This is a genomic window from Burkholderia sp. AW33-5, assembly GCF_053427615.1.
Window position 1 is genome coordinate 50,889 of record NZ_JBSAXA010000028.1, and the last position, 21,464, is coordinate 72,352.

At 67.6% G+C, this 21,464-nt stretch carries 15 protein-coding genes; 5 read left to right on the forward strand and 10 right to left on the reverse strand.

Annotated elements, in window-relative coordinates; all coding sequences use genetic code 11:
- Window positions 1–164 precede the first annotated feature (164 nt).
- From opcM to ACV22V_RS28865, 4 genes are read right to left on the reverse strand one after another with little or no spacing between them, the layout of a single operon-like run.
- Window positions 165–1,700: a multidrug efflux transporter outer membrane subunit OpcM gene (opcM, locus tag ACV22V_RS28850; protein WP_059528478.1), complete on the reverse strand. Its 1,536-nt coding sequence runs from the start codon at window positions 1,698–1,700 to the stop codon at window positions 165–167.
- 10 nt (window positions 1,701–1,710) lie between these two features.
- On the reverse strand, window positions 1,711–4,911 hold the full coding sequence (ceoB, locus tag ACV22V_RS28855; protein WP_448016210.1) for a multidrug efflux RND transporter permease subunit CeoB: 3,201 nt from the start codon (window positions 4,909–4,911) through the stop codon (window positions 1,711–1,713).
- A gap of 46 nt (window positions 4,912–4,957) precedes the next feature.
- Window positions 4,958–6,175 carry a multidrug efflux RND transporter periplasmic adaptor subunit CeoA gene (gene ceoA / locus ACV22V_RS28860; RefSeq protein ID WP_059528484.1) on the reverse strand — a complete coding sequence of 406 codons (1,218 nt, stop codon included), beginning with the start codon at window positions 6,173–6,175 and terminating at the stop codon, window positions 4,958–4,960.
- Window positions 6,176–6,206: 31 nt separating this feature from the next.
- Window positions 6,207–7,067 carry an alpha/beta hydrolase gene (locus ACV22V_RS28865; RefSeq protein WP_059528487.1) on the reverse strand — a complete coding sequence of 287 codons (861 nt, stop codon included), beginning with the start codon at window positions 7,065–7,067 and terminating at the stop codon, window positions 6,207–6,209.
- A gap of 173 nt (window positions 7,068–7,240) precedes the next feature.
- On the opposite strand from ACV22V_RS28865, the gene ceoR reads away from it, so the two are divergent.
- The gene (gene ceoR, locus ACV22V_RS28870; RefSeq protein WP_059692278.1) at window positions 7,241–8,245 is read left to right on the forward strand and encodes a putative multidrug efflux transcriptional regulator CeoR; all 1,005 of its coding nucleotides are present in this window, start codon (window positions 7,241–7,243) and stop codon (window positions 8,243–8,245) included.
- A 417-nt stretch (window positions 8,246–8,662) separates the two neighbouring features.
- Window positions 8,663–8,956 (forward strand): DUF4148 domain-containing protein, encoded by a 294-nt coding sequence (locus tag ACV22V_RS28875; RefSeq protein ID WP_059528494.1) that lies wholly within the window; start codon window positions 8,663–8,665, stop codon window positions 8,954–8,956.
- 228 nt (window positions 8,957–9,184) lie between these two features.
- On the opposite strand, the gene ACV22V_RS28880 is transcribed toward ACV22V_RS28875, so the two are convergent.
- The 3 genes from ACV22V_RS28880 to selD all read right to left on the reverse strand — a co-directional run bounded on the left by ACV22V_RS28880 (window position 9,185) and on the right by selD (window position 12,225).
- Window positions 9,185–10,264 (reverse strand): purine-nucleoside phosphorylase, encoded by a 1,080-nt coding sequence (locus ACV22V_RS28880; protein ID WP_448016211.1) that lies wholly within the window; start codon window positions 10,262–10,264, stop codon window positions 9,185–9,187.
- 235 nt (window positions 10,265–10,499) lie between these two features.
- Entirely contained in the window at window positions 10,500–11,090 is a 591-nt protein-coding gene (locus ACV22V_RS28885; protein WP_448016212.1) for a LysE family translocator, read from the reverse strand.
- Window positions 11,091–11,160: 70 nt separating this feature from the next.
- On the reverse strand, window positions 11,161–12,225 hold the full coding sequence (gene selD / locus ACV22V_RS28890; protein WP_448016214.1) for a selenide, water dikinase SelD: 1,065 nt from the start codon (window positions 12,223–12,225) through the stop codon (window positions 11,161–11,163).
- Between the two features lie 114 nt (window positions 12,226–12,339).
- Here selD and ACV22V_RS28895 point away from each other — a divergent pair, with 114 nt between their 5' ends.
- Window positions 12,340–13,176 carry an EamA family transporter gene (locus ACV22V_RS28895; RefSeq protein ID WP_448016215.1) on the forward strand — a complete coding sequence of 279 codons (837 nt, stop codon included), beginning with the start codon at window positions 12,340–12,342 and terminating at the stop codon, window positions 13,174–13,176.
- Between the two features lie 96 nt (window positions 13,177–13,272).
- Here the strand turns inward: ACV22V_RS28895 and pdxR are convergent, their stop codons facing one another.
- Window positions 13,273–14,781, reverse strand: a complete 1,509-nt coding sequence (gene pdxR, locus ACV22V_RS28900) for a MocR-like pyridoxine biosynthesis transcription factor PdxR (RefSeq protein ID WP_175908510.1) — start codon at window positions 14,779–14,781, stop codon at window positions 13,273–13,275.
- A 126-nt stretch (window positions 14,782–14,907) separates the two neighbouring features.
- Here pdxR and ACV22V_RS28905 point away from each other — a divergent pair, with 126 nt between their 5' ends.
- Together ACV22V_RS28905 and gabD are read left to right on the forward strand one after the other, a co-directional pair.
- Window positions 14,908–16,191 (forward strand): 4-aminobutyrate--2-oxoglutarate transaminase, encoded by a 1,284-nt coding sequence (locus ACV22V_RS28905; protein WP_107938225.1) that lies wholly within the window; start codon window positions 14,908–14,910, stop codon window positions 16,189–16,191.
- A gap of 100 nt (window positions 16,192–16,291) precedes the next feature.
- Window positions 16,292–17,761 (forward strand): NADP-dependent succinate-semialdehyde dehydrogenase, encoded by a 1,470-nt coding sequence (gene gabD, locus ACV22V_RS28910; protein ID WP_448016216.1) that lies wholly within the window; start codon window positions 16,292–16,294, stop codon window positions 17,759–17,761.
- 116 nt (window positions 17,762–17,877) lie between these two features.
- Here gabD and ACV22V_RS28915 read toward each other — a convergent pair whose 3' ends face one another.
- Together ACV22V_RS28915 and ACV22V_RS28920 are read right to left on the reverse strand one after the other, a co-directional pair.
- Window positions 17,878–19,422, reverse strand: coding sequence for a methyl-accepting chemotaxis protein (locus ACV22V_RS28915; protein ID WP_448016217.1), 1,545 nt, complete (start codon window positions 19,420–19,422; stop codon window positions 17,878–17,880).
- A gap of 395 nt (window positions 19,423–19,817) precedes the next feature.
- Complete coding sequence (locus tag ACV22V_RS28920; RefSeq protein WP_448016218.1) at window positions 19,818–21,362, reverse strand: methyl-accepting chemotaxis protein; 1,545 nt, start codon at window positions 21,360–21,362, stop codon at window positions 19,818–19,820.
- Between the last annotated feature and the right edge of the window lie 102 nt (window positions 21,363–21,464).

Here is a 21,464-nt window from a genome sequence, read left to right on the forward strand (position 1 = left end):
TTCGCGTCTTCCGGCAATCCCCCGATTCGCCCTGGGACCTGCAACCGGAGCGACGCACATGGCGCCGCCGCGACAAAAGGTCAATAAAAAACCCGATCCGCGTCACCACGGATCGGGTTCTTCGATCGACCGCCTGTTACGGCAGCCCGTCGCCGGCCGGCATATCAACGCACGGCGACTTCCTGCTTGCCCTTCCCCGCATCGCCGACCGCCGTCGGCGCCGCGCCCCACCCGCCGCCCAGCGCACGGATCAGGTTGACGGTCGACACGGCCTGCGCACCGGTCAGCTGGTTCGCCTGCAATTGCGACTGCAGCACCGACCGCTCGCTGTCGATCACGTCGAGATAGGCCACCTCACCTTCCTGATACTGCGTACGCGACAGCGTCGCCGCACGGCGCGACGCATTGACGGCCGCATCCTGCGCGCGAATCTGGTCGTCGAGCAGACGCAGATCGGCGAGATTGTCTTCGACCTCGCGGAACGCGACGAGCACCTGCTGCCGGTAGTTCGCGACCTGCTCGTCGTACTGCGCGCGCGCCTGCTGCACGCCGGCCGCACGGCGCCCGCCGTCGAACAGCGGCAGCGTCAGCGCGGTGCCGGCGAACGGCCCGAGCAGGAACGTACGGCTCGACCACAGGAACAGGTTGCCGAGCGTCGACGCTTCATAACCGAACGCACCCGTGATATCGAGCTTCGGGAAATACGCCGATTTCGCGAGGCCGATCCGCGCGTTCGCGGCCGCCATCGCGCGTTCCGCCGCCGACACGTCCGGACGGCGTTCGAGCAGCGCGGACGGCAGGCCGGCGGGCACCTTCACCGCGACCGGCACGATCGGCGTTTCCTTGAACGCGAAGTCCGCGGGCGCCTTGCCGAGCAGGATCGCGAGCGCATGCTCGGACGCCGCGCGCCGACGCGCGACGCCGACCGCATCGGCCTGCGCGGTCGCCAGTTCGTTCTTCGCGCGCGACACGTCGAGCTCGCTGATGTCGCCTTCGTTGAAGCGGCGCTGCACGAGCTTCAGCGCCTGGTCGCGCAATTCGACCGTGCGACGGTACAGGTCCTGATCCGAGTCGAGCTGGCGCAGTTCGAAGTAGTTCTGCGCGACGTCCGCCTGCAGCGCGAGCTGCACCGAACGGAACAGCGCTTCGCTCTGCGCCTGGTCGGCGCGCGACGCCTCGACGTTGCGGCTCACGCGGCCGAACAGGTCGGCCTCGTACGACACCGTGCCCTGCGCGCGCCACAGCGTCGCGGTGGTCGGGCCCGTACCCTGCGGCTGGAATTGCGACGCCGACGACAGCCCTTCGCGCGTCGGCCCGAACCCGGCGCCGACCTGCGGGAACCACTGCGAGCGCGCGGTGCGGGTCGCCGCACGTGCTTCCTCGACGCGCGCCGCCGCGGCCTTCAGGTTCTGGTTCGCGGCGAGCGCCTGCGACTCGAGCGAGTCGAGCACCGGATCGCCGAACACCTTCCACCATTCGCCGCGATGCTCGCCGTCCGCCGGCTCGGCGGTCTTCCACGTGCCGGCCTGTTCGCCGGCCGCGAGCGTCGGCGCTTCCTTGAACGCCGCGGGCGTCGACACGTCCGGGCGCTTGTAGTCGGGCCCCACCGCGCACGCGGCAAGCAGCGTCGCGAGCAGGGTGCTCGCGGCCGCCACCTTCGCGAAGCGCATCAGGCCATTCGAGTTGTGCATGTTGTCCATCTTTTTATCCTCAAGCATCCGAAGCCGGTACGCCCTGGCCCGGCACGCCATAGCCGGCGGAGTCCTTGCCGGCGACGTGGATCTTGCCGCCCGCCAGCGTGCGCAGCACGACGTAGAACACCGGCGTCAGCATCAGCCCGAACAGCGTCACGCCGAGCATCCCGAAGAACACCGCGATACCCATCGCATGTCGCATCTCGGAGCCCGCGCCCGTCGACATGACGAGCGGCACGACGCCCATGATGAACGCGATCGACGTCATCAGGATCGGGCGCAGCCGCAGCCGGCTCGCCTCGATCGCGGCCTCGAGCGGCGTCCTGCCGTCATGCTCCAGTTCGCGTGCGAATTCGACGATCAGGATCGCGTTCTTCGCCGACAACCCCACCAGCACCATCAAGCCGATCTGCGTGAAGATGTTGTTGTCGCCCTGCGTGAGCCACACGCCCGTCAGCGCCGACAGAATGCTCATCGGCACGATCAGGATCACCGCGAGCGGCAGCGTCAGGCTTTCATACAGCGCGGCGAGCACGAGGAACACGAGCAGCACGCTGATCGGGAACACCCACATCGCCGAATCGCCCGCGAGGATCTGCTGGTACGTGAGGTCGGTCCATTCGAACCGCACGCCGCGCGGCAGCGTTTCATGCGCGATGCGCTCGATCGCGGCCTGCGCCTGCCCCGACGAGAAGCCCGGCGCCGGGCCGCCGTTGATGTCGGCCGCCGTATAGCCGTTGTAGCGCACGACCATTTCCGGGCCGAACGTCGGCGTCACCGTGACGAGCGACGACAGCGGCACCATCTCGCCACGGTCGTTGCGCGTCTTCAGCTGCAGGATGTCGTCCGCGCGCTGACGGAACGGTGCATCGGCCTGCACGCGCACCTGGTACACGCGTCCGAAGCGGTTGAAGTCGTTCACGTACAGCGAGCCGAGATACACCTGCATCGTGTTGAACACGTCGGTGACCGGCACGCCGAGCTGCTTCGCCTTCACGCGATCGAGATCGACGTTGAGCTGCGGCACGTTGATCTGGTAGCTCGTGAACAACGGGCCGAGTTCCGGCGCCTGCTGCGCGCGCTTGATGAAGTCGTTGGTCGCATCCGACAGCTTCGCGTAGCCGACCGCGCCGCGATCCTCGATCTGCATCTTGAACCCGCCGAGCGTGCCGAGACCGAGCACCGGCGGCGGCGGGAACACCGCGACGAACGAGCCCTTGATCGCGCCGTACTGCTGGTTCAGCGCACCGGCGATCGCGCCCGCCGACAACGCCTTGCCGTGCCGCTCCGAGAACGGCTTCAGCGTGACGAACACGATGCCCGCGCTCGAGCTGTTGGTGAAGCCGTTCACCGACAGCCCCGGGAACGCGACCGCGCTTTCGACGCCCGGCTGCTTCAGCGCGATCGAGCCCATGTCGCGAATCACCTTCTCGGTGCGATCGAGCGACGCACCGTTCGGCAGCTGCGCGAACGCGATCAGGTATTCCTTGTCCTGCGCGGGCACGAAGCCGCCCGGCACGATCTTCGACACGAGGACGGTCGCGCCGACCAGCACGAGGTACACGCCGAGCATCAGCGTCTTGCGCGACAGCACGCCGCGCACGCCACGGCCGTAGTTCTCCGCGCCGCGATGGAACACCTTGTTGAAGCGCCTGAAGAAGCCGCCGAGCACGCGGTTCATCGCGCGCGTGAGCCAGTCCTCCTTGTCGCCATGGCCCTTCAGCAGGATCGCGGACAGCGCCGGCGACAGCGTCAGCGAGTTGAACGCCGAGATCACCGTCGAGATCGCGATCGTCATCGCGAACTGCTTGTAGAACTGGCCGGTCAGGCCCGACATGAACGCGAGCGGCACGAACACGGCGACGAGCGTCAGCGCGATCGCGATGATCGGCCCGCTCACTTCCTGCATCGCCTTGTAGGTCGCCTGCCGCGCGTTCATCCCGCTTTCGATGTTGCGCTCGACGTTCTCGACGACCACGATCGCATCGTCGACCACGATACCGATCGCGAGCACCATCCCGAACAGCGACAGCGCGTTGATCGAATAACCGAAGCCGAGCAGCAGCGAGAACGTGCCGATGATCGACACCGGCACCGCGATCAGCGGAATCAGCGATGCGCGCCAGGTCTGCAGGAACACGATCACGACGATCACGACCAGCGCGATCGCTTCGAGCAGCGTGTGCACCACGGCCTTGATCGACGAGCGCACGAACTGCGTCGGGTCATAGACGATCTTGTAGTCGACACCGGCCGGCATGTCCTGCTTCAGCTCGGCCATCGTCTTGCGCACTTCGTCGGAGATCTGCAGCGAGTTCGCGCCCGGCGACTGGTTGATCGCCATCGCGACGGCCGGCTTGTTGTCGAGCAGCGAGCGAAGCCCGTATTCGGACGCATCCAGTTCGATGCGCGCGATGTCGCGCAGGTGCGTGACGCCGCCGTCCGGCGTCGTCTTCACGACGATGTCGCCGAACTCGTCTTCCGTCTGCAGACGGCCGCGCGCGTTCACCGACAGCTGCAGCGGCGTGCCGGGCAGCGACGGCGACGCGCCGATCACGCCGGCCGCGACCTGCACGTTCTGCTCGCGGATCGCCTGCACGACGTCCTCGGCGGACAGCCCGCGCTGCGCGACCTTCTGCGGATCGAGCCACACGCGCATCGCGTAGTCGCCCGAGCCCCACAGCTGCACCTGACCGACGCCCTGGATCCGCGACAGGCGATCCTTCACGTTGATCAGCGCGTAGTTGCGCAGGTAGGTCATGTCGTAGCGGTTGTCCGGCGAGATCAGGTGGACCACCATCGTCAGCGTCGGCGAGCTCTTCACCGTGGTGATGCCGAGCCGCTGCACGTCTTCCGGCAGACGCGGCAGCGCCTGGTTCACGCGGTTCTGCACGAGCTGCGTGGCCTTGTCCGGATCGGTGCCCAGCTTGAACGTGACGGTGATCGTCATGTTGCCGTCGCTGTTCGCCTGCGACTGCATGTAGAGCATGTCCTCGACGCCGTTGATCTGCTCCTCGAGCGGCGACGCGACCGTCTCGGCGATCACTTTCGGGTTGGCGCCGGGATACTGCGCCTTCACGATCACCGAAGGCGGCACGACTTCCGGATACTCCGAAATCGGCAGCAGGAACATCGCGATCACCCCGCCGAGCAGGATGATCACCGATAGGACTCCTGCAAAGATCGGCCGGTCGATAAAGAATTTTGAAATGTTCATGTGTGGCTCTGTCTGGTTGAACGCGGAAACCGTAGCGGCGGGCCGCTTACGATTCCGCCTTCGCCGGTGCGGCCGGCTTCGCGTTATCCGCGAGCGGCGCGGACGGCGCATCGCCGCCCGTCATCGGGACCATGTGCGGCTTCACCTGCTCGCCCGGGCGCACGCGCTGCGTGCCGTTCACGATCACGCGATCGCCGGCGGACAGGCCGCTCACGATCACGCGCCGGTTGCCGTGCTGCAGGCCCTGCTGCACTTCGCGATACGACACGCGGCCCTGCTGGTCGACGACGAACACGAACTTCTTGTCCTGGTCGGTGTTGATCGCCGCGTCGTCGACGAGCAGCGCCTGGTGCGGCGCGCTGCCGCCCACCTTCACGCGGGCGTAGAGACCCGGGACGAGCGCGCCGTCCGCGTTGTCGAAACGCGCGCGCACGCGGATCGTGCCGGACGACGTGTCGAGCCGGTTGTCGACCGAGTCGATCTCGCCGCTGCGCGAGTAGCCCGTTTCATTCGCGAGGCCGAGCTCGACCGGCACCTTGCGGCCGTTGCGCGCGCCGTTGATGTATTGCAGGTAGGTCTGCTCGTCCGCGTCGAACGATGCGTAGATCGGCGACACCGATACCAGCGTCGTCAGCGGCGCGGCGGACGCGCCGGCCGACACGACGTTGCCGAGCGTGATTTCCGCGCGCGACACGCGGCCCGACACGGGGGCGGTGATGCGCGTGTAGCCGAGGTTGATGCGCGCCGTTTCCAGCGCGGCTTCGGCGGCCTTCAGGTTCGCGCTCGCCTCGCGCGCGGCGTTCTGCTTCTCGTCGTAGTCGCGCTTCGCGATCGCGTTGTCGCCGATCAGCCGCTGCGCGCGCTGCCAGTCGCTCTGCGCGTAGCCGTTGCGGGCCTGCGCGGCGGCGAGCTGCGCGGCCGCGCGGTCGGTTTCGGCCTGATACGGGCGCGGGTCGATCACGAACAGCACGTCGCCCTTCTTCACGAGCGCGCCGTCCTTGAAGTTCACCGCGACGATCGTGCCCGACACCTGCGGGCGTACGTCGACTTTCTCGACCGCCTCGAGGCGGCCCGAATAGCTTTGCCAATCGGTGACGGTCTGCGGCACGACGGTCGCGACGTCGACTTCCGGCAGCGGTGCCGCCGCCTTCTCGGGTGCGTTCGCGTTCACGCGCATCGCGCCGAACGTGCCGAGGCCGACGACGGCGAGCGTCACGATCGCCGCGGTCGCGATTCGGGAGCGGGAGGTGCGTAGGATGGCCATGTGGATCTCCAATAAGCGTGGATTGGTCTGGTTATTCGGAACGGTTCGGCTGGCGCGCCTGGAAGCGGCACTGGAAGAAGCGCACGGCTTCCTCGAGCGCGGCTTCGTGCGTCGCGAGCGACGCGTGCGTGACGTCCGGGTAGCGGATCACCTGCGTGAGCACGCCCGATGAAATCAGGCAGCCCGCATACTTCTCCGCTTCGACGTGCAGCACGTCGTTCTGCGCGGTGACGACGAGCGTCGGCGGCAGGCCCGCGAGGCGCACCGATTCGAGCGGCGCCGCATACGGGTGCATGCGCTGCGCCGCCTGCGGCAGATAGGCGCGATAACAGGCCGCGCATTCGCGCGCGGTGATGTCCGATGCAAGGCGTTCGGCGTCGCCGATGCGCGTCATGCTCGGGTCGAGCATCGGCCCGAACAGCGCCTGCGCGGCGATCGACACTTCACCGCGATCGCGCGCGATGAACGCGAGACAGTTCGCGAGCTGGCCGCCCGCGTCGTGCCCCGCGACGCCGATCTTCTTCGGATTGCCGCCGAACGCGCGGGCGCGCGTCGCGGCCCATACGGCGGCGCGATACGCATCCTCCGGCGCGGCCGGAAAAGGAAAGGCCGGCGCGAGCGAATAATCGACCGACACTACGAGAGCTGGTAAGCGTTCTGCTAAAAAGCGCGCGGCGAAGTCGGCGTCGTCGAGCGTGCCGCGCACGAAACCGCCGCCATGGAAGTAAAGCACTACCGGCAGTCCGGTCTTGTCCGCACGCCGATAGAGGCGCAGCACGATGTCCTGCGCGTAGCCGGGGATTTCCACCTCCGCGACCGTCAATGCCGCGCCGGCTCTGGCTTCGGCGGGCAATGCGGCTTTCAGGAATTTGCTGAATTCAGAAGCGTCCATGACGATGCGGCATCCATTTCGAGATGGAACGAATTCTGGGTCCGGCAGACATTGGGATAAATGCCTATAATCCGGCAACACAATTCAACACCCCCGAACAATCCCAGGCTGCGCCGCCTACAAAGCGGCGCAGCCTTCTTGTTCCGGCGGCAAATTAGATTGCGGAGGTTGTGATGGACCGGCTTCAGGCCATGCAGGTGTTTACTCGCGTCGTCGATACAAGCAGCTTCACCAAGGCAGCAGAAACGCTCAGCCTGCCGCGGGCATCCGTCACGACGATCATCCAGAATCTCGAAGCATTCCTCGGCGTGCGCCTGATGCACCGGACCACGCGCCGCTTGTCGCTGACGCCTGACGGCGCCGCGTACTACGAGCGCTGCGTGCGGATCCTCGCCGATGTCGAGGAAACCGAAGCAAGCTTCCAGAACAACAACCGGAAGCCGCACGGAAAGTTGCGTATCGACATGCCGGGCTCGATCGGGCGGCTGCTCGTGATTCCGTCGCTGTGCGAATTCCACACGCGCTATCCGGACATCGACCTGCAGCTCGGCCTGTCCGACCGACCGGTCGACCTGCTGCAGGAAGGCGTCGACTGCGTGATCCGCGTCGGTGCGCTGCAGGACTCGTCGCTCGTCGCGCGCCGCGTCGGGCTGTTCGAATGCGTGTCGGTGGCGTCGCCCGCGTATCTCGAGAAGCACGGCGAGCCGCACGCGATCGAGGACCTGGGCGACCACCGGGCCGTCAACTACTTCTCGAGCCGCACGGGCCGCACGATCGACTGGACCTTCCTCACGGACGGCAAGGAAGTCGAGGTCAAGATGAACGCGATCGTGTCGGTCAACGACGCCGATGCGTACGTGACCTGCGGGCTCGAAGGCTTCGGCCTGATCCAGCCGCCGTTGTTCATGGTGCTGCCGCACCTGCGCGACGGCCGGCTCAAGGAAGTGCTGCCCGGCCTGAAACCGCTGCCGATGCCGATCTCGGTCGTGTATCCGCACAGCCGGCATCTGTCGCCGAAGGTGCGCGTGTTCGTCGACTGGATCGCCGAAGTGTTCGACCGCTGCCCGCTGCTGAGCGGCAAGGGCAGCCTCGACGCGACGTGCAGCAAGCGCACGTTCGAGGAAGCCGAGCGCGCGCCGGCGCTCGACACGCCGGTCATCAACGAGTGGGTCGCGTAATCGTCTGAACCGCGGCGCGCGGGCGGTCCGCCCCGCGCGCCGTCCTGCCTTCGTGCTGCTTCGGTGTCGCCTTCGTGCCACCTTCCTCGCCGCGCACCTCGCCTTTTCCGAATCCGCATCACACCTTTTCGCCGCGTGCGGCAATGGTTCGCGCACGTCATTGCGCGAGCGGCGGTATACCGCCGCGAGGCCCGTTCCACGCGGCTGCCGGCGATTTCGACATCCCCCCGACGACGTTGCGAATCGCGATTGTTCCTCGATCACGACAAATCAATTCGCGTCTGCCGCATTTATCGCGTCGGGACAGATACCTAGAGTAAACCCTGTCGCGCACCTCGTTGCGCATCGAACAGCCCCGTTTGACGGGACCGGAGCGAGCGCTCAGGCGCCAACTCCGACCAACACAGGAGTTACGTCATGAACCGCCGCCATCTTCTCTCCGCCGTCGCCCTCGCACTCGCCGTGTCCGCACCGGCCTTCGCCGATACGACCACCGCGCATGCCGGCGACTACGGCAACACGTCGTGGTACACGCAGCACAACGGCCCGCGCACGCGCGCCGAAGTCAGCGCCGAAGTCGAGCAGGCACGCCGCGACGGCACGCTGGCCTGGCTGCGCAAGGCGAATTCGTATCCGCAAGGGCTCGAACTCGCGCAAGGCCCGTATCGCTCGATGCCGGAAAGCAACCAGCTCGCAGGCGGGGCCCGCTGAGCGTCGGTAAACGCGCAACGCCGCGCAGCGGATGATCCACCGCGCGGCGTCGCGATACCGCCGTCCAACATTCGATTAGTCAGTTAGTTGCAGGAGTCTGTGATGAACGACCACCTTCCTTCGCCGCTCGATCATTGGGACGACACCACGCCGGTGTGGACGCCGTTCCGTTCCGCGCCGCAATCGCATTGACCTTCGCGCCGACGTCTCGTCGACGGCGTGCGCCCGTCAACGGCGCGGCACGCCGTCGCGCCATTCGCCCCAGTGCGTGACGATGTCCTGCACGAGCGGGTTGCCGGCGCGATACAGGTTTTCGGTCGCCGGCGCGAAGCCGCCCTGATCCGCGTAGTTCAGCAGGTTGTCCGCGCTCGTCTGCCCCGCATACGGCCGGTCGAAATCGGAGCCCGTGCGCAGCACCGCGACGCGCGACAGGTCGACCCGCTTCACGCTCGCCGCGCGCTTGAGCGCTTCGTACGTCGCGTTGTCTTCCTGCGCGGTCATGCAGTAGGTGCCCTTGCCGTCGGTGAGGATCTTCGTCCACTGACGCGCGCGCTCGCCGATCAGCGTGCCCGAGAACCACGTATTGCCCGATGACGTGTCGCACTGGATCACCGTCGGCGGCCGGTTCGCCGGCGCATACGTGAACTTCGCGCGCGCGGCCTGGGCCTGCGCGCTGTCGGCGAGCACGACGTTGCGCGACAGCGCATACGCGGCGTCCGTCAACTGCGGGTTGAGCTGGAATACTTCGGTGCGGTAGTCGAGCGGCGGCTTGTCGTTCGGGCTCTTCGTATTGATGCCGAGAAAGCCGGTGTTCCAGCCGGCCGGAATCTCGCGCGCATCGAGCTCCCACTGCAGGCTGAAGTCGACCAGATATTTCGACCAGGCGGCGGAACCGATCGTGCCTTGCGCGGGGTCGACGCCCGCGATGCCCGACACGAGGAAGTACGTGCGGCGCAGGTCGAAGCGCTGCGAGAACGTGAGCGCCATGATCGTCGCGGAGGCGTTCGCGTAGCCCATGCCGGTCGTCACCACGCACACGTCCTGCTTGTTGCAGTGAACGGCCGGATAGTCGGGCGACAGGCCGGGCACGGTGATGTCGCGCCACGGGCCGAGCCGGTCGAGCCATGCCTGGCCCTCCGGACCGAACATCGTGATGATCATGACCTTGACCGGGCGGCCCTGTGCACCGGTCTCGGCGAATGCGGCATTGCCCGCGTCGTTGCCCTGGTGATCCTGCGCGATCGACGGCGCGGTCGCACAGGCGGCAAGCGAGAATGCAGCGGCGGAAAGGATGGAGCGAGTCAGCATCGGCGTTCCTTGTTTCGGTGATGTTGGGTGAGAACGGCTCTCGGAGACTGCGCGAGGGAGTATAGAACGCGCGTGCGCGATGCGGAACCCGGCTACGAAACGGCTCGCGGCGTTCGATCACGCGGTTCGTGTGCGCGTGGTTCGAACGATATCCGACAAAAAATCAGGAATGCCATTCGATTGGGCGACGCGACATCGCCGCTATCGATCGTGACCGGCGATGGCATCCGATTCGCTAAACGCGCAGCATCCCCGCGACGCCATAACCGAGCACGACGAGCGCCGCCAGCACATGGCTCGCCACGAGCCATCGCGGCGACTTCACGATGCGCCCGATCGCGCTGCCGCCGAACGCGAACACGAGTTGCCCGGCGAGACTGCCGGCAAACACGCACGCGGCGCCGAGGAGCCAGTGCCGATGCGCGCCGGCAGCGGCGGTGGCATAGCCATAAAACAGCAGGATGGTCAGCGGATTCGCGAGCGTGACGACGAACATCGACGTGAACGGGCGCGTGCCCGGCGGCGGGGCGGCGCCATCCAGCGTGCGGCGCCGATCCTTCAGCGCCTGCCACAGCATGCGTGCGCCCATGGCGAGCAACACGAGCGCGCCGACGAAGCGGAACAGCGGCAGGTACGACGCGAGCGTGCTCGCGAGCATCGCGCCGAGCGTGAACGCGACGAGCGCATAGCAGCCGTCGGCCGACGCCACGCCGACCGCCGCGCGCACGCCGCTCGCGGTGCCGGCGCGCATCCCGTGGTTCGCGATCATCAGCGCGACGGGCCCGACCGACAGCGCGATCGTCAGCCCGAACAGGAAATCGTTCATCGGTCGTCGATGCCGTCGAGGGAAGGCATCGATTCCAGCGACCGATGGCGATCCGCGGTAAGGAAACGCGTCAGGCGACGTCGACGCGCGCGGGGCCGTCCACCATCTCGCCGATCACGGCCGCGCGATCGAAACCGTCGGCGCGGAAGCACGCGAGCACGTCGTCGACCGCGTCCGGCGCGCATGCGACCAGCAGGCCGCCGGACGTCTGCGGATCGGTCAGCAGCGCCTGCGCGACCGGCGGCAGCCCGTCGGCGAGCCGCACGTCGGCGCCATACGCCGCCCAGTTGCGGCCCGATGCGCCGGTGAACACGCCGTCGGCGACGAACGCCTCGACGCCCGCCAGCCACGGCAGCGACGCGTAATGCACGCGTGCGGTGAGATTCGCGCCGCGCGCGAGTTCGAGCGTGTGGCCGAGCAGCCCGAAGCCCGTGACGTCGGTCAACGCATGCACGCCCGGCAGCGCGGCGAGTTCGGCACCCGGCCGGTTCAGCTTGGTGGTGGTCGCGACCATCTGCGCGTAACCCGCGTCGTCGAGCCGATTCTTCTTCAGCGCGGCCGACAGCACGCCGACGCCGAGCGGCTTGCCGAGCACGAGCACGTCGCCCGCGCGCGCGGCCGCGTTGCGCTTCACGCGCGACGGATGCACGACGCCGATCGCCGCGAGCCCGTAGATCGGCTCGACCGAATCGATCGAGTGGCCGCCCGCGACCGGAATGCCGGCATCGGCGCACACCGATTCGCCGCCGCGCAGCACGGCCGCGATCGTCTCGTGCGGCAGCACGTTGATCGGCATCCCGACCAGCGCGAGCGCGAGAATCGGCTTGCCGCCCATCGCGTAGACGTCGGACAGCGCGTTGGTTGCCGCGATGCGGCCGAAGTCGAACGGATCGTCGACGATCGGCATGAAGAAGTCCGTGGTCGCGACGATCGCCTGCTCGTCGTTCAGCCGGTAGACGGCCGCGTCGTCGGAGGTCTCGGTGCCGACCAGCAGGTCCGGGAACAGCGCCGGCGGCGTGGCCCGCTTCAGCAGCTCGGACAGCACGCCCGGCGCGATCTTGCAGCCGCAGCCACCACCGTGGGACAGGCTCGTGAGGCGCGGAACGGCGGGCGGGGTGAGGGGGGCTTCGGTCATCGTCGGCATCCGGTGAATAACAACGCTCCATTATCGACAATTCCGCGCGAGCGCGCCGGATACCCACATAATTGACGGCGCTCGCCGCTCCCCTTCCCGCCCGCGCCTTCGTTCATGGATCACCTGTTCATCGGTCTCGTGCTGTGCTCCGCGTTGCTGCACGCGATCTGGAATGCCTTCCTCCATGTCAGCGAAGACCGGCTCGTCCAGCTCGGCACGATGTCGCTGCCGTATCTCGCGTTCGGCATCGCCGGCGCCGTGCTGCTGCCCGCGCCGGCGCCCGCCGCCTGGCCGTATGTCGCGGCGTCGGCGGTGCTCGAGGTCGCGTACTGCTTCACGCTGGCGCGCGCGTACCGCAACGGCGAGTTCGGGCAGATCTATCCGATCGCGCGCGGGATCTCGCCGCTGCTCGTGTCGGTGCTGGCGCTCGCGATGCTGCACGAGCGGCCGACGCCGTTCGGCTTCGCGGGCATCGCGCTCGTGTCGTTCGGCATCATGTCGCTCGCGCTGCGGCGCGGCCTCCGGTTCTCCGGCGAAGGCGTGCCGTATGCGCTGCTCACGGGTGTGTTCATCGCCGCGTATTCGATCTGCGACGGCATCGGCTCGCGCGTGTCCGGCAGCGCGCTCGGCTACATCGCGTGGGTGTATCTGCTGTGGAGCGTGCCGCAGCTCGTGCTCGTCTGCGTGCTGCGCGGCGGCCCGCGCGCGGTACTCGCGTCGCGCACCGCGCTCGCGCAGGGCGCGATCGCCGGCACGATCTCGCTCGCCGCATACGGGATCGTGATCCTCGCGTACCGGCACCTGCCGGTCGCGACGGTGTCGGCGCTGCGCGAGACGAGCTCGATCTTCGCGGTCGCGATCGGCTGGTTCGTGATGCGCGAGCGGCCCGGCGCGCAGCGGCTCGCCGCGTGTGTGCTGGTGGTCGCGGGCGCGGTGTTGATTCGGCTGTAGCGCATGCCGACGATCGGTTCGCACCACGGAGACGATCGTTGGCTCACCCGTCGACGGCCCGCCCCCCGGCGCGCGCATGCCGCCGTGCCGTTCCCGTCAGACCGTCGCGACGACCCGGTCGAACGCCCGCTCGTCGATCGCCTCGGCCAGCGTCGCGAACGCCGTCGCGATCTCGTCCTCCGGCACGCACGCATAACCGAGCAGCAAGCCCGATGCCGCACGTTCGCGCTGCGCGTAATAGCCGGACAACGGCCGCACGACGATGTTTCGTTCGAGCGCGGCCTGCGCAACCGCGCGATCGTCGACGCCGTCCGGGAGTCGCGTGACGAGATGCAGCCCCGCATCGCTGCCGAGCGCCTGCAGCGTGTCGCCGTAGCGGCGCGCGACCGCATCGAGCAGCACCTCGCGGCGCTGCCCGTACAGCGTGCGCATCTTGCGGATATGCGACACGAAGTGCCCTTCCGCGATGAACTCCGCGAGCACCGCCTGCTGCAGCAGCTGACCTTCGCGATACAGCTCGGCGCTCGCGGTCGCGAAGCTCTCCGCGAGCGGCTCCGGCGCGACGAGATACCCGACCCGCAGCCCCGGGAACAGCGTCTTGCCGAAGCTGCCGACATAGATCACCTGCCCGGCCGTATCGAGCCCCTGCAGCGACGCGAGCGGCCGGCTGCCGTAACGGAATTCGCTGTCGTAGTCGTCCTCGATGATCCAGCAGCCGTGCTGGCGCGCGTATTCGAGCAGCATCCGCCGCCGCGCGAGGCTCATCACCATCCCGAGCGGATACTGATGCGACGGCGTGACGAGCATCAGCTTCGGCGGCTCGGCGAGATCGGCGGCCGACGGCGCGATCCCTTCGTCGTCGACCGGAATCGGCCGCGTGGTGAGCCCCGACACGTTCAGCACGCTGCGTACGCCCCAGTAGCACGGATCCTCGGTCCAGATCGCGTCGCCCGGATCGGTCAGCAGCCGCACCGCGAGATCGATCGACTGGTGGATCCCGGTCGTGATCACGATCTGCTCGGGCGTGCAGCGCACCGAGCGCGACGTGCGCAGATAGTCGGCCAGCGCCTCGCGCAACAGCGCGAGCCCGCCGCCCGGCGCGTAGGTCAGCAGGTCCGGGCGCAGGCGCCGCCAATACTTGTTGTGCAGCCGCGTCCACACGCGCGCCGGAAATCGCGACACGTCGGGCACGCCCGGCATGAACGCGCCGCCCTGGCGCTTCGACACGCCCGCGCCTTCGACGAGCCGCGTGCCGCGCGAGGACAGCCGCCGCGCGGAAGCAGGCACCACCGCCGGCCCGGCGCCCGCGTCGGCCGGCGCGCCGACGATTTCGTCGGGCGCGCTGTCGGCGACGAACGTGCCGCGCCCCGTTGCCGAGTTCACGTAGCCTTCGAGCGCAAGCTGTTCGTAAACCTGCGTGACCGTGTTGCGGGCGATCCCGAGCTCCGCCGCCAGCAGCCGCGACGACGGCACGCGCGTGCCGGCCGGCAGTTCGCGCGACAGGATCGCCTGCTGCAGCAGGCGGTGCAGCTGCCGGTAGATCGGCTGTTCGCCGCCGCGCACGAGGCGCTGCGCCAGCCAGTCCGACAACACGCTTGCGCGCATGATTGGCTCCTGAATATTTATTGAAATGGCTCTGATTGCCAGAGCCAAATGTGATTATAGTCGCCTCCATGGGCTGCCAACGCGGCCGATTTTTATCCCACCGGGCAAAACATCAAGGAGATGACCGTGAAGAATGCCGACCTGCAGGCCCGCAAGAACGCCGCCACCCCGCGCGGCGTCGGCGTGATGTGTGATTTCTACGCAGCCCGCGCCGAGAACGCGGAGCTGTGGGATGTCGAAGGCCGCCGCTTCATCGATTTCGCCGCCGGCATCGCGGTGCTGAACACGGGCCACCGCCACCCGAAGATCGTCAAGGCGATCGCGGATCAGCTGAACAGCTTCACGCACACCGCTTACCAGATCGTCCCGTACGCGTCGTACGTCGAGCTGGCCGAAAAGATCAACGCGCGCGCGCCGGGCGACTTCCCGAAGAAGACCGCGTTCTTCACGACCGGCGCCGAAGCCGTCGAAAACGCGATCAAGATCGCGCGCGCGGCAACCGGCCGTCCGGGCGTCATCGCGTTCTCGGGCGGCTTCCACGGCCGCACGATGATGGGCATGGCGCTGACCGGCAAGGTCGCCCCGTACAAGCTGAACTTCGGCCCGTTCCCGGGCGACGTGTTCCACGCACCGTACCCGAACGCGCTGCACGGCGTGACGACGGCCGACTCGATCAAGGCGATCGAGATGCTGTTCAAGGCCGACATCGATCCGAAGCGCGTCGCCGCGATCATCTTCGAACCGGTCCAGGGCGAAGGCGGCTTCAACCCGGCGCCGGCCGAATTCGTGCGCGCGCTGCGCAAGATCTGTAACGAGCACGGCATCCTGCTGATCGCCGACGAAGTGCAGACGGGCTTCGCGCGCACCGGAAAGCTGTTCGCGATGCAGCACTACGACGTGCTGGCCGACCTGATCACGATGGCGAAGAGCCTCGCGGGCGGCATGCCGCTGTCGGGCGTCGTCGGCCGTGCCGACGTGATGGACGCGGCTGCCCCCGGCGGCCTCGGCGGCACGTACGCGGGCAACCCGCTGGCCGTCGCGTCGGCGCACGCGGTGCTCGACATCATTGACGAAGAGAAGCTGTGCGAACGCGCGACGCAGCTCGGCGACGTGCTGAAGGCGAAGCTGAATTCGCTGCAGGCCGACGTGCCGCAGATCGCCGACGTGCGCGGCCCGGGCGCGATGATCGCGGTCGAGTTCCTGAAGCCGGGTTCGGGCGAGCCGGACGCGGAATTCACGAAGCGCGTGCAGGCGCGTGCGCTCGAGCGCGGGCTGCTGCTGCTCGTGTGCGGCGTGTACTCGAACGTCGTGCGCTTCCTGTTCCCGCTGACGATCCCGCAGGCCGTGTTCGACGAAGCGCTCGTGATCCTCGAGGAAGTGCTGAAGGAAACGGTCGGCGTGCCGGCCTGAGTTCCCGTCCGCTTCAATTGAATGCGCCGCCGCCGTCTTCGTGACGGCGGCGGCCGTTTTCATCCGTCCTTATCCGTCATTTTCAAAGCAGGCGATGCATATGAGCACTGTTCAGGAAACCCTGGCACTGAAAGACCCGTCGCTGTTCCGCCAGCAGGCGTACGTCAACGGCGAATGGCAAGGCGCGGCGAACGGCGAGTCGTTCGAAGTCCGCAACCCGGCAACCGGCGGCCTGCTCGGCACCGTGCCGGCGATGGGCACGGCCGAGACGCGTCACGCAATCGAAGCCGCGAACGCCGCATGGCCGGCGTGGCGCAAGAAGACCGCGAAGGAACGCGCGGCGATCCTGCGCAGGTGGCACGACCTGATGATGGAAAACGCCGACGACCTCGCGCTGATCCTGACCACCGAGCAGGGCAAGTCGCTGGCCGAGGCGAAGGGCGAGATCGGCTACGCGGCGTCGTTCCTCGAGTGGTTCGCGGAGGAAGGCAAGCGCGTGTACGGCGACACGATCCCGACGCCGGCGAGCGACAAGCGCATCGTCGTGACGAAGGAAGCGATCGGCGTGTGCGCGGCGATCACGCCGTGGAACTTCCCGGCGGCGATGATCACCCGCAAGGTCGGCCCGGCGCTCGCGGCAGGCTGCCCGATCGTCGTGAAGCCGGCTGAAGCGACGCCGTTCTCGGCCCTCGCGATGGCCGTGCTGGCCGAGCGCGCGGGCGTGCCGGCCGGCGTGTTCAGCGTCGTCACGGGCGACCCGAAGGCGATCGGCGGCGAACTGACGTCGAACCCGATCGTGCGCAAGCTGTCGTTTACCGGCTCGACGCCGGTCGGCCGCCTGCTGATGTCGCAATGCGCGGCAACCGTCAAGAAGGTGTCGCTGGAGCTCGGCGGCAACGCGCCGTTCATCGTGTTCGACGACGCCGATCTCGATGCGGCCGTGCAGGGCGCGATCGCGTCGAAGTACCGCAACAGCGGCCAGACGTGCGTGTGCACCAACCGCTTCTACGTGCATGAAGCCGTGTACGACCAGTTCGCGCAGAAGCTCGCCGCGGCGGTCGGCCAGCTGAAGGTCGGTCGCGGCACGGAGCCGGGCGTCACGCAAGGCCCGCTGATCAACGAAGCGGCCGTGCTGAAGGTCGAGGCGCACATCGAGGACGCGCTCGCGAAGGGCGCGACCGTCGTGACGGGCGGCAAGCGCCACGCGCTCGGCCACGGCTTCTTCGAGCCGACCGTGCTGACCGGCGTCACGCCGGCGATGAAGGTCGCGAAGGAAGAGACGTTCGGGCCGCTCGCGCCGCTGTTCAAGTTCGGCAGCGACGACGAGGTGATCCGCCTCGCGAACGACACCGAGTTCGGTCTCGCCGCGTATTTCTACAGCCGCGACATCGGTCGCGTGTGGAAGGTCGCCGAGGCGCTCGAATACGGGATGGTCGGCGTCAACACGGGCCTGATCTCGAACGAAGTCGCGCCGTTCGGCGGCGTCAAGCAGTCGGGCCTCGGCCGCGAAGGCTCGCACTACGGCATCGACGATTACGTTGTGATCAAGTACCTCTGTCTCGCCGTCTGACGGTTCGGGGCCTGTCGCTTCCGTGACAGGCCCTGACCGCCCGGCCGGAACCGGGCGGTCCCGACGCGGGCCGGCGCCCCTCTCCGCCGCGCCCGCGTCACCTCCCTCCGCCGCCTTCAACGAAACACGTTCACCGCATCGACGAGCCGCGTCGCCTGCTGCTTCAGGCTTTCCGACGCCGCCGCGCTCTGCTCGACCAGCGCCGCGTTCTGCTGCGTGATGTTGTCCAGATGCACGACCGCCTGGTCGACCTGCGCGACGCCCGTGCTCTGTTCCGCCGTCGACGAGCTGATCTCCGCGATCAGGTCCGACACGCGCTTCACCTGCGTGACGATGTCTTCCATCGTCTTGCCCGCGCCGTCGACGATCCGTGCGCCCGATTCGACCCGCTCGACGCTCGCGCCGATCAGCGTCTTGATTTCCTTCGCCGCGTTCGCGCTGCGCTGCGCGAGCGCCCGCACTTCACCGGCGACGACCGCGAAGCCGCGCCCCTGATCGCCCGCGCGCGCCGCCTCGACCGCCGCGTTCAGCGCAAGGATGTTGGTCTGGAACGCGATGCCGTCGATCACGCCGATGATGTCGGAAATCTTGCGCGAACTCGCGGTGATGTCGTTCATCGTCGTCACGACCTCGCTCACCGCCTGCCCGCCGCGCTCGGCCGCCTCGCTCGCGGAAACCGACAACTGGTTCGCCTGCAGCGCCGTCTCCGCGTTGCTCGACACAGTGGCCGTCATCTCGGCCATCGACGCGGCCGTCTGCTGCACGCTGGTCGACGCCTGCTCGGTGCGCGCGCTCAGGTCGTTGTTGCCCTGCGCGATCTCGTTGCTCGCGCGCTGCACGTTGTGCACCTGCTCGCTGACGTCGTCGACGAGCCAGCGGAACATCAGCCCGAGCTGGTTGATCGTGCGCAGCGTCATGCCGATCTCGTCGACGCGGTTCATCGCGACGCCGGTGCGGCTCTCGCCGGTCGCGACGCGCAACGCCTGGTCACGCAGCTGCATCAGCGGCCGCGCGATCTGCGCATCGAGCCACAGGCCGGCCGCCACCGACACGCCGCCCGTCGCGGCGGCGAACGCCGCGAGCCCGCCGCCGGCCAGCCCGCATGCCCAGCCCGCGCCGACGACGGCCGGCGCCAGCACGCACAGCGTCGAATGCAAACGCGCGCGCACCGACATCGTCTGGAACAGCGACGCGACCCGCATCAGCCCGGTCCGGACGATCAATCCCTTGTGGAAGCGGCGATTGCCGGCCTTGCCTTCGCGGAACGCGCGATACAGCGCGTCGGCCGCCGCGATCTCGTCGCGCGTCGCCTTCGTGCGCACCGACATGTAGCCGGTCGGCTGCCCGTTGCGCATCACCGGCACCGTATTCGAACGGACCCAGTAGTGATCGCCGTTCTTGCGGCGATTCTTTACCAGTGCGGTCCATGGTTCGCCGTTCTTCAGCGTCGCCCACATGTCGGCGAACGCCTCCTTCGGCATATCCGGGTGCCGCACGACGTTGTGCGGCTGGCCTTCGATTTCCTCGGGGGAAAATCCGCTGACCTGAATGAACGCGGCATTCGCGTATTTGATGTAACTGTCCGCGTCGGTGGTCGACATCAGCGTCGCGTCATCGGGGAATTCGAATTCGCGTTGCGTCACAGGCTGGTTATTGCGCATGGTGTGGAGTTCCCGGTTGCGAATCTTGTGTCCGCTTGTGGATTGGATCGAGACCGTACACATCGCGGCTGTCCCGCATGCGTTCGGTCACACTCCTGCGCTTTCGGCAAATCCGGCGAAAACATTATGCCGGCTGCGGGTAAATATGCATTAATTTCGCATCATCTTGATTCAGCCGAAAACTTTGTTTATACGTGAATCAAAAACCCCGTTTTATCAAGTACTTGGGCGTTAATTGTCTGATCAATGGAGGCATATCCTCCGTCCGGATTAGCGAATAAATCCGGGGTTCGGAAATGAGAATCCCTCTCGTTCGATACATTCGAATCGAATCGGAAAGCCGGGATTTATCCGGCTCGCCGCGACGGAACGCGCAGACGCGCGCCCCCCGCCGATTATCGAAACACGTTCACCGCATCGACGAGCCGCGTCGCCTGCTGCTTCAGGCTTTCCGACGCCGCCGCGCTCTGCTCGACCAGCGCCGCGTTCTGCTGCGTGATGTTGTCCAGATGCACAACCGCCTGGTCGACCTGCGCGACGCCCGTGCTCTGTTCCACCGTCGACGAGCTGATTTCCGCGATCAGGTCCGACACGCGCTTCACCTGCGTGACGATGTCTTCCATCGTCCTGCCCGCATCGTCGACCCGGCGCGCGCCCGACTCGACCCGCTCGACGCTCGCGCCGATTAGCGTCTTGATCTCCTTCGCCGCGTTCGCGCTGCGCTGCGCGAGCGCCCGCACCTCGCCGGCGACGACCGCGAAGCCGCGCCCCTGTTCGCCCGCGCGCGCCGCCTCGACCGCCGCGTTCAGCGCAAGGATGTTGGTCTGGAACGCGATGCCGTCGATCACGCCGATGATGTCGGAAATCTTGCGCGAACTCGCGGTGATGTCGTCCATCGTCGTGACGACCTCGCTCACCGCCTGCCCGCCGCGCTCGGCCGCTTCGCTCGCGGACACGGCGAGCCGGTTCGCCTGCAGCGCGGTCTCGGCATTGCTGTCGACGGTGGCCGTCATTTCGGCCATCGACGCGGCGGTTTCCTGCACGCTCGACGCGGCCTGTTCGGTGCGCGCGCTCAGGTCGTTGTTGCCTTGCGCGATCTCGTTGCTCGCGCGCTGCACGTTGTGCACCTGCTCGCTGACGTCGTCGACGAGCCAGCGGAACATCAGCCCGAGCTGGTTGATCGTGCGCAGCGTCATGCCGATCTCGTCGACGCGGTTCATCCGCACGCCGCGGCGGTTTTCGCCGGTCGCGACGTTCAGTGCCTGGTCGTGCAGCCGTTTCAGCGGCCGCACGATCTGCGCATCGAGCCACAGGCCGGCGGCCACGGACACGCCGGCCGTCGCGACGGCAAACGCCGCCAGCCCGCCGCCGGCCAGCCCGCATGCCCAGCCGGCGCCGACGACGGCCGGCGCCAGCACGCACAACACCGAATGCACGCGCGCGCGCACCGACATCGTCTGCGGCAGCGACATGATCCGCAACAGCCCGGTCCGGATGATCAACCCCTTGTGGAAACGGCGCTGGCCGGCCTTGCCTTCGCGGAACGCGCGATACAGCGCGTCGGTGGCCGCGATCTCGTCGCGCGGCGCCTTGGTGCGCACCGACAGGTAGCCGTGCGGCAGGCCGTCGCGCATCACCGGCACCGCGTTCGCGCGCACCCAGTAATGATCGCCGTTCCGGCGGCGGTTCTTCACGAGCGCGGTCCACGGCTCGCCGCTCTTCAGCGTCGCCCACATGTCGGCGAACGCCTCCTTCGGCATATCGGGGTGCCGCACGACGTTGTGCGGCTGACCGACGAGCTCGTCGTTCGAGAAGCCGCTCACGTATTCGAACGTCGTGTTCGCGTACGTGATGATGCTGTCGGCATCGGTGGTCGACATCAGCGTGACGTCGTCGGGAAATTCGAATTCTTGTTGGGTGACAGGTTGGTTGTTGCGCATGCAAGGCTCCGAAAGGCGGATCCGTCTGCGGGATCCGCGCGGCGCGAAAATCACGCTCAGTAGCCGAAAAACGGTTTATCGCTTCACGACGGTCTCGCCCTT

Excerpts from the sequence above, each read along its gene's own strand:
- opcM (WP_059528478.1), bottom strand. The coding sequence starts at position 1,700 with ATGGACAACATGCACAACTCGAATGGCCTGATGCGCTTCGCGAAGGTG.
- ceoB (WP_448016210.1), bottom strand. The coding sequence starts at position 4,911 with ATGAACATTTCAAAATTCTTTATCGACCGGCCGATCTTTGCAGGAGTC.
- ceoA (WP_059528484.1), bottom strand. The coding sequence starts at position 6,175 with ATGGCCATCCTACGCACCTCCCGCTCCCGAATCGCGACCGCGGCGATC.
- ACV22V_RS28865 (WP_059528487.1), bottom strand. The coding sequence starts at position 7,067 with ATGGACGCTTCTGAATTCAGCAAATTCCTGAAAGCCGCATTGCCCGCC.
- ceoR (WP_059692278.1), top strand. The coding sequence starts at position 7,241 with ATGGACCGGCTTCAGGCCATGCAGGTGTTTACTCGCGTCGTCGATACA.
- ACV22V_RS28875 (WP_059528494.1), top strand. The coding sequence starts at position 8,663 with ATGAACCGCCGCCATCTTCTCTCCGCCGTCGCCCTCGCACTCGCCGTG.
- ACV22V_RS28880 (WP_448016211.1), bottom strand. The coding sequence starts at position 10,264 with ATGCTGACTCGCTCCATCCTTTCCGCCGCTGCATTCTCGCTTGCCGCC.
- ACV22V_RS28885 (WP_448016212.1), bottom strand. The coding sequence starts at position 11,090 with ATGAACGATTTCCTGTTCGGGCTGACGATCGCGCTGTCGGTCGGGCCC.
- selD (WP_448016214.1), bottom strand. The coding sequence starts at position 12,225 with ATGACCGAAGCCCCCCTCACCCCGCCCGCCGTTCCGCGCCTCACGAGC.
- ACV22V_RS28895 (WP_448016215.1), top strand. The coding sequence starts at position 12,340 with ATGGATCACCTGTTCATCGGTCTCGTGCTGTGCTCCGCGTTGCTGCAC.
- pdxR (WP_175908510.1), bottom strand. The coding sequence starts at position 14,781 with ATGCGCGCAAGCGTGTTGTCGGACTGGCTGGCGCAGCGCCTCGTGCGC.
- gabD (WP_448016216.1), top strand. The coding sequence starts at position 16,292 with ATGAGCACTGTTCAGGAAACCCTGGCACTGAAAGACCCGTCGCTGTTC.
- ACV22V_RS28915 (WP_448016217.1), bottom strand. The coding sequence starts at position 19,422 with ATGCGCAATAACCAGCCTGTGACGCAACGCGAATTCGAATTCCCCGAT.
- ACV22V_RS28920 (WP_448016218.1), bottom strand. The coding sequence starts at position 21,362 with ATGCGCAACAACCAACCTGTCACCCAACAAGAATTCGAATTTCCCGAC.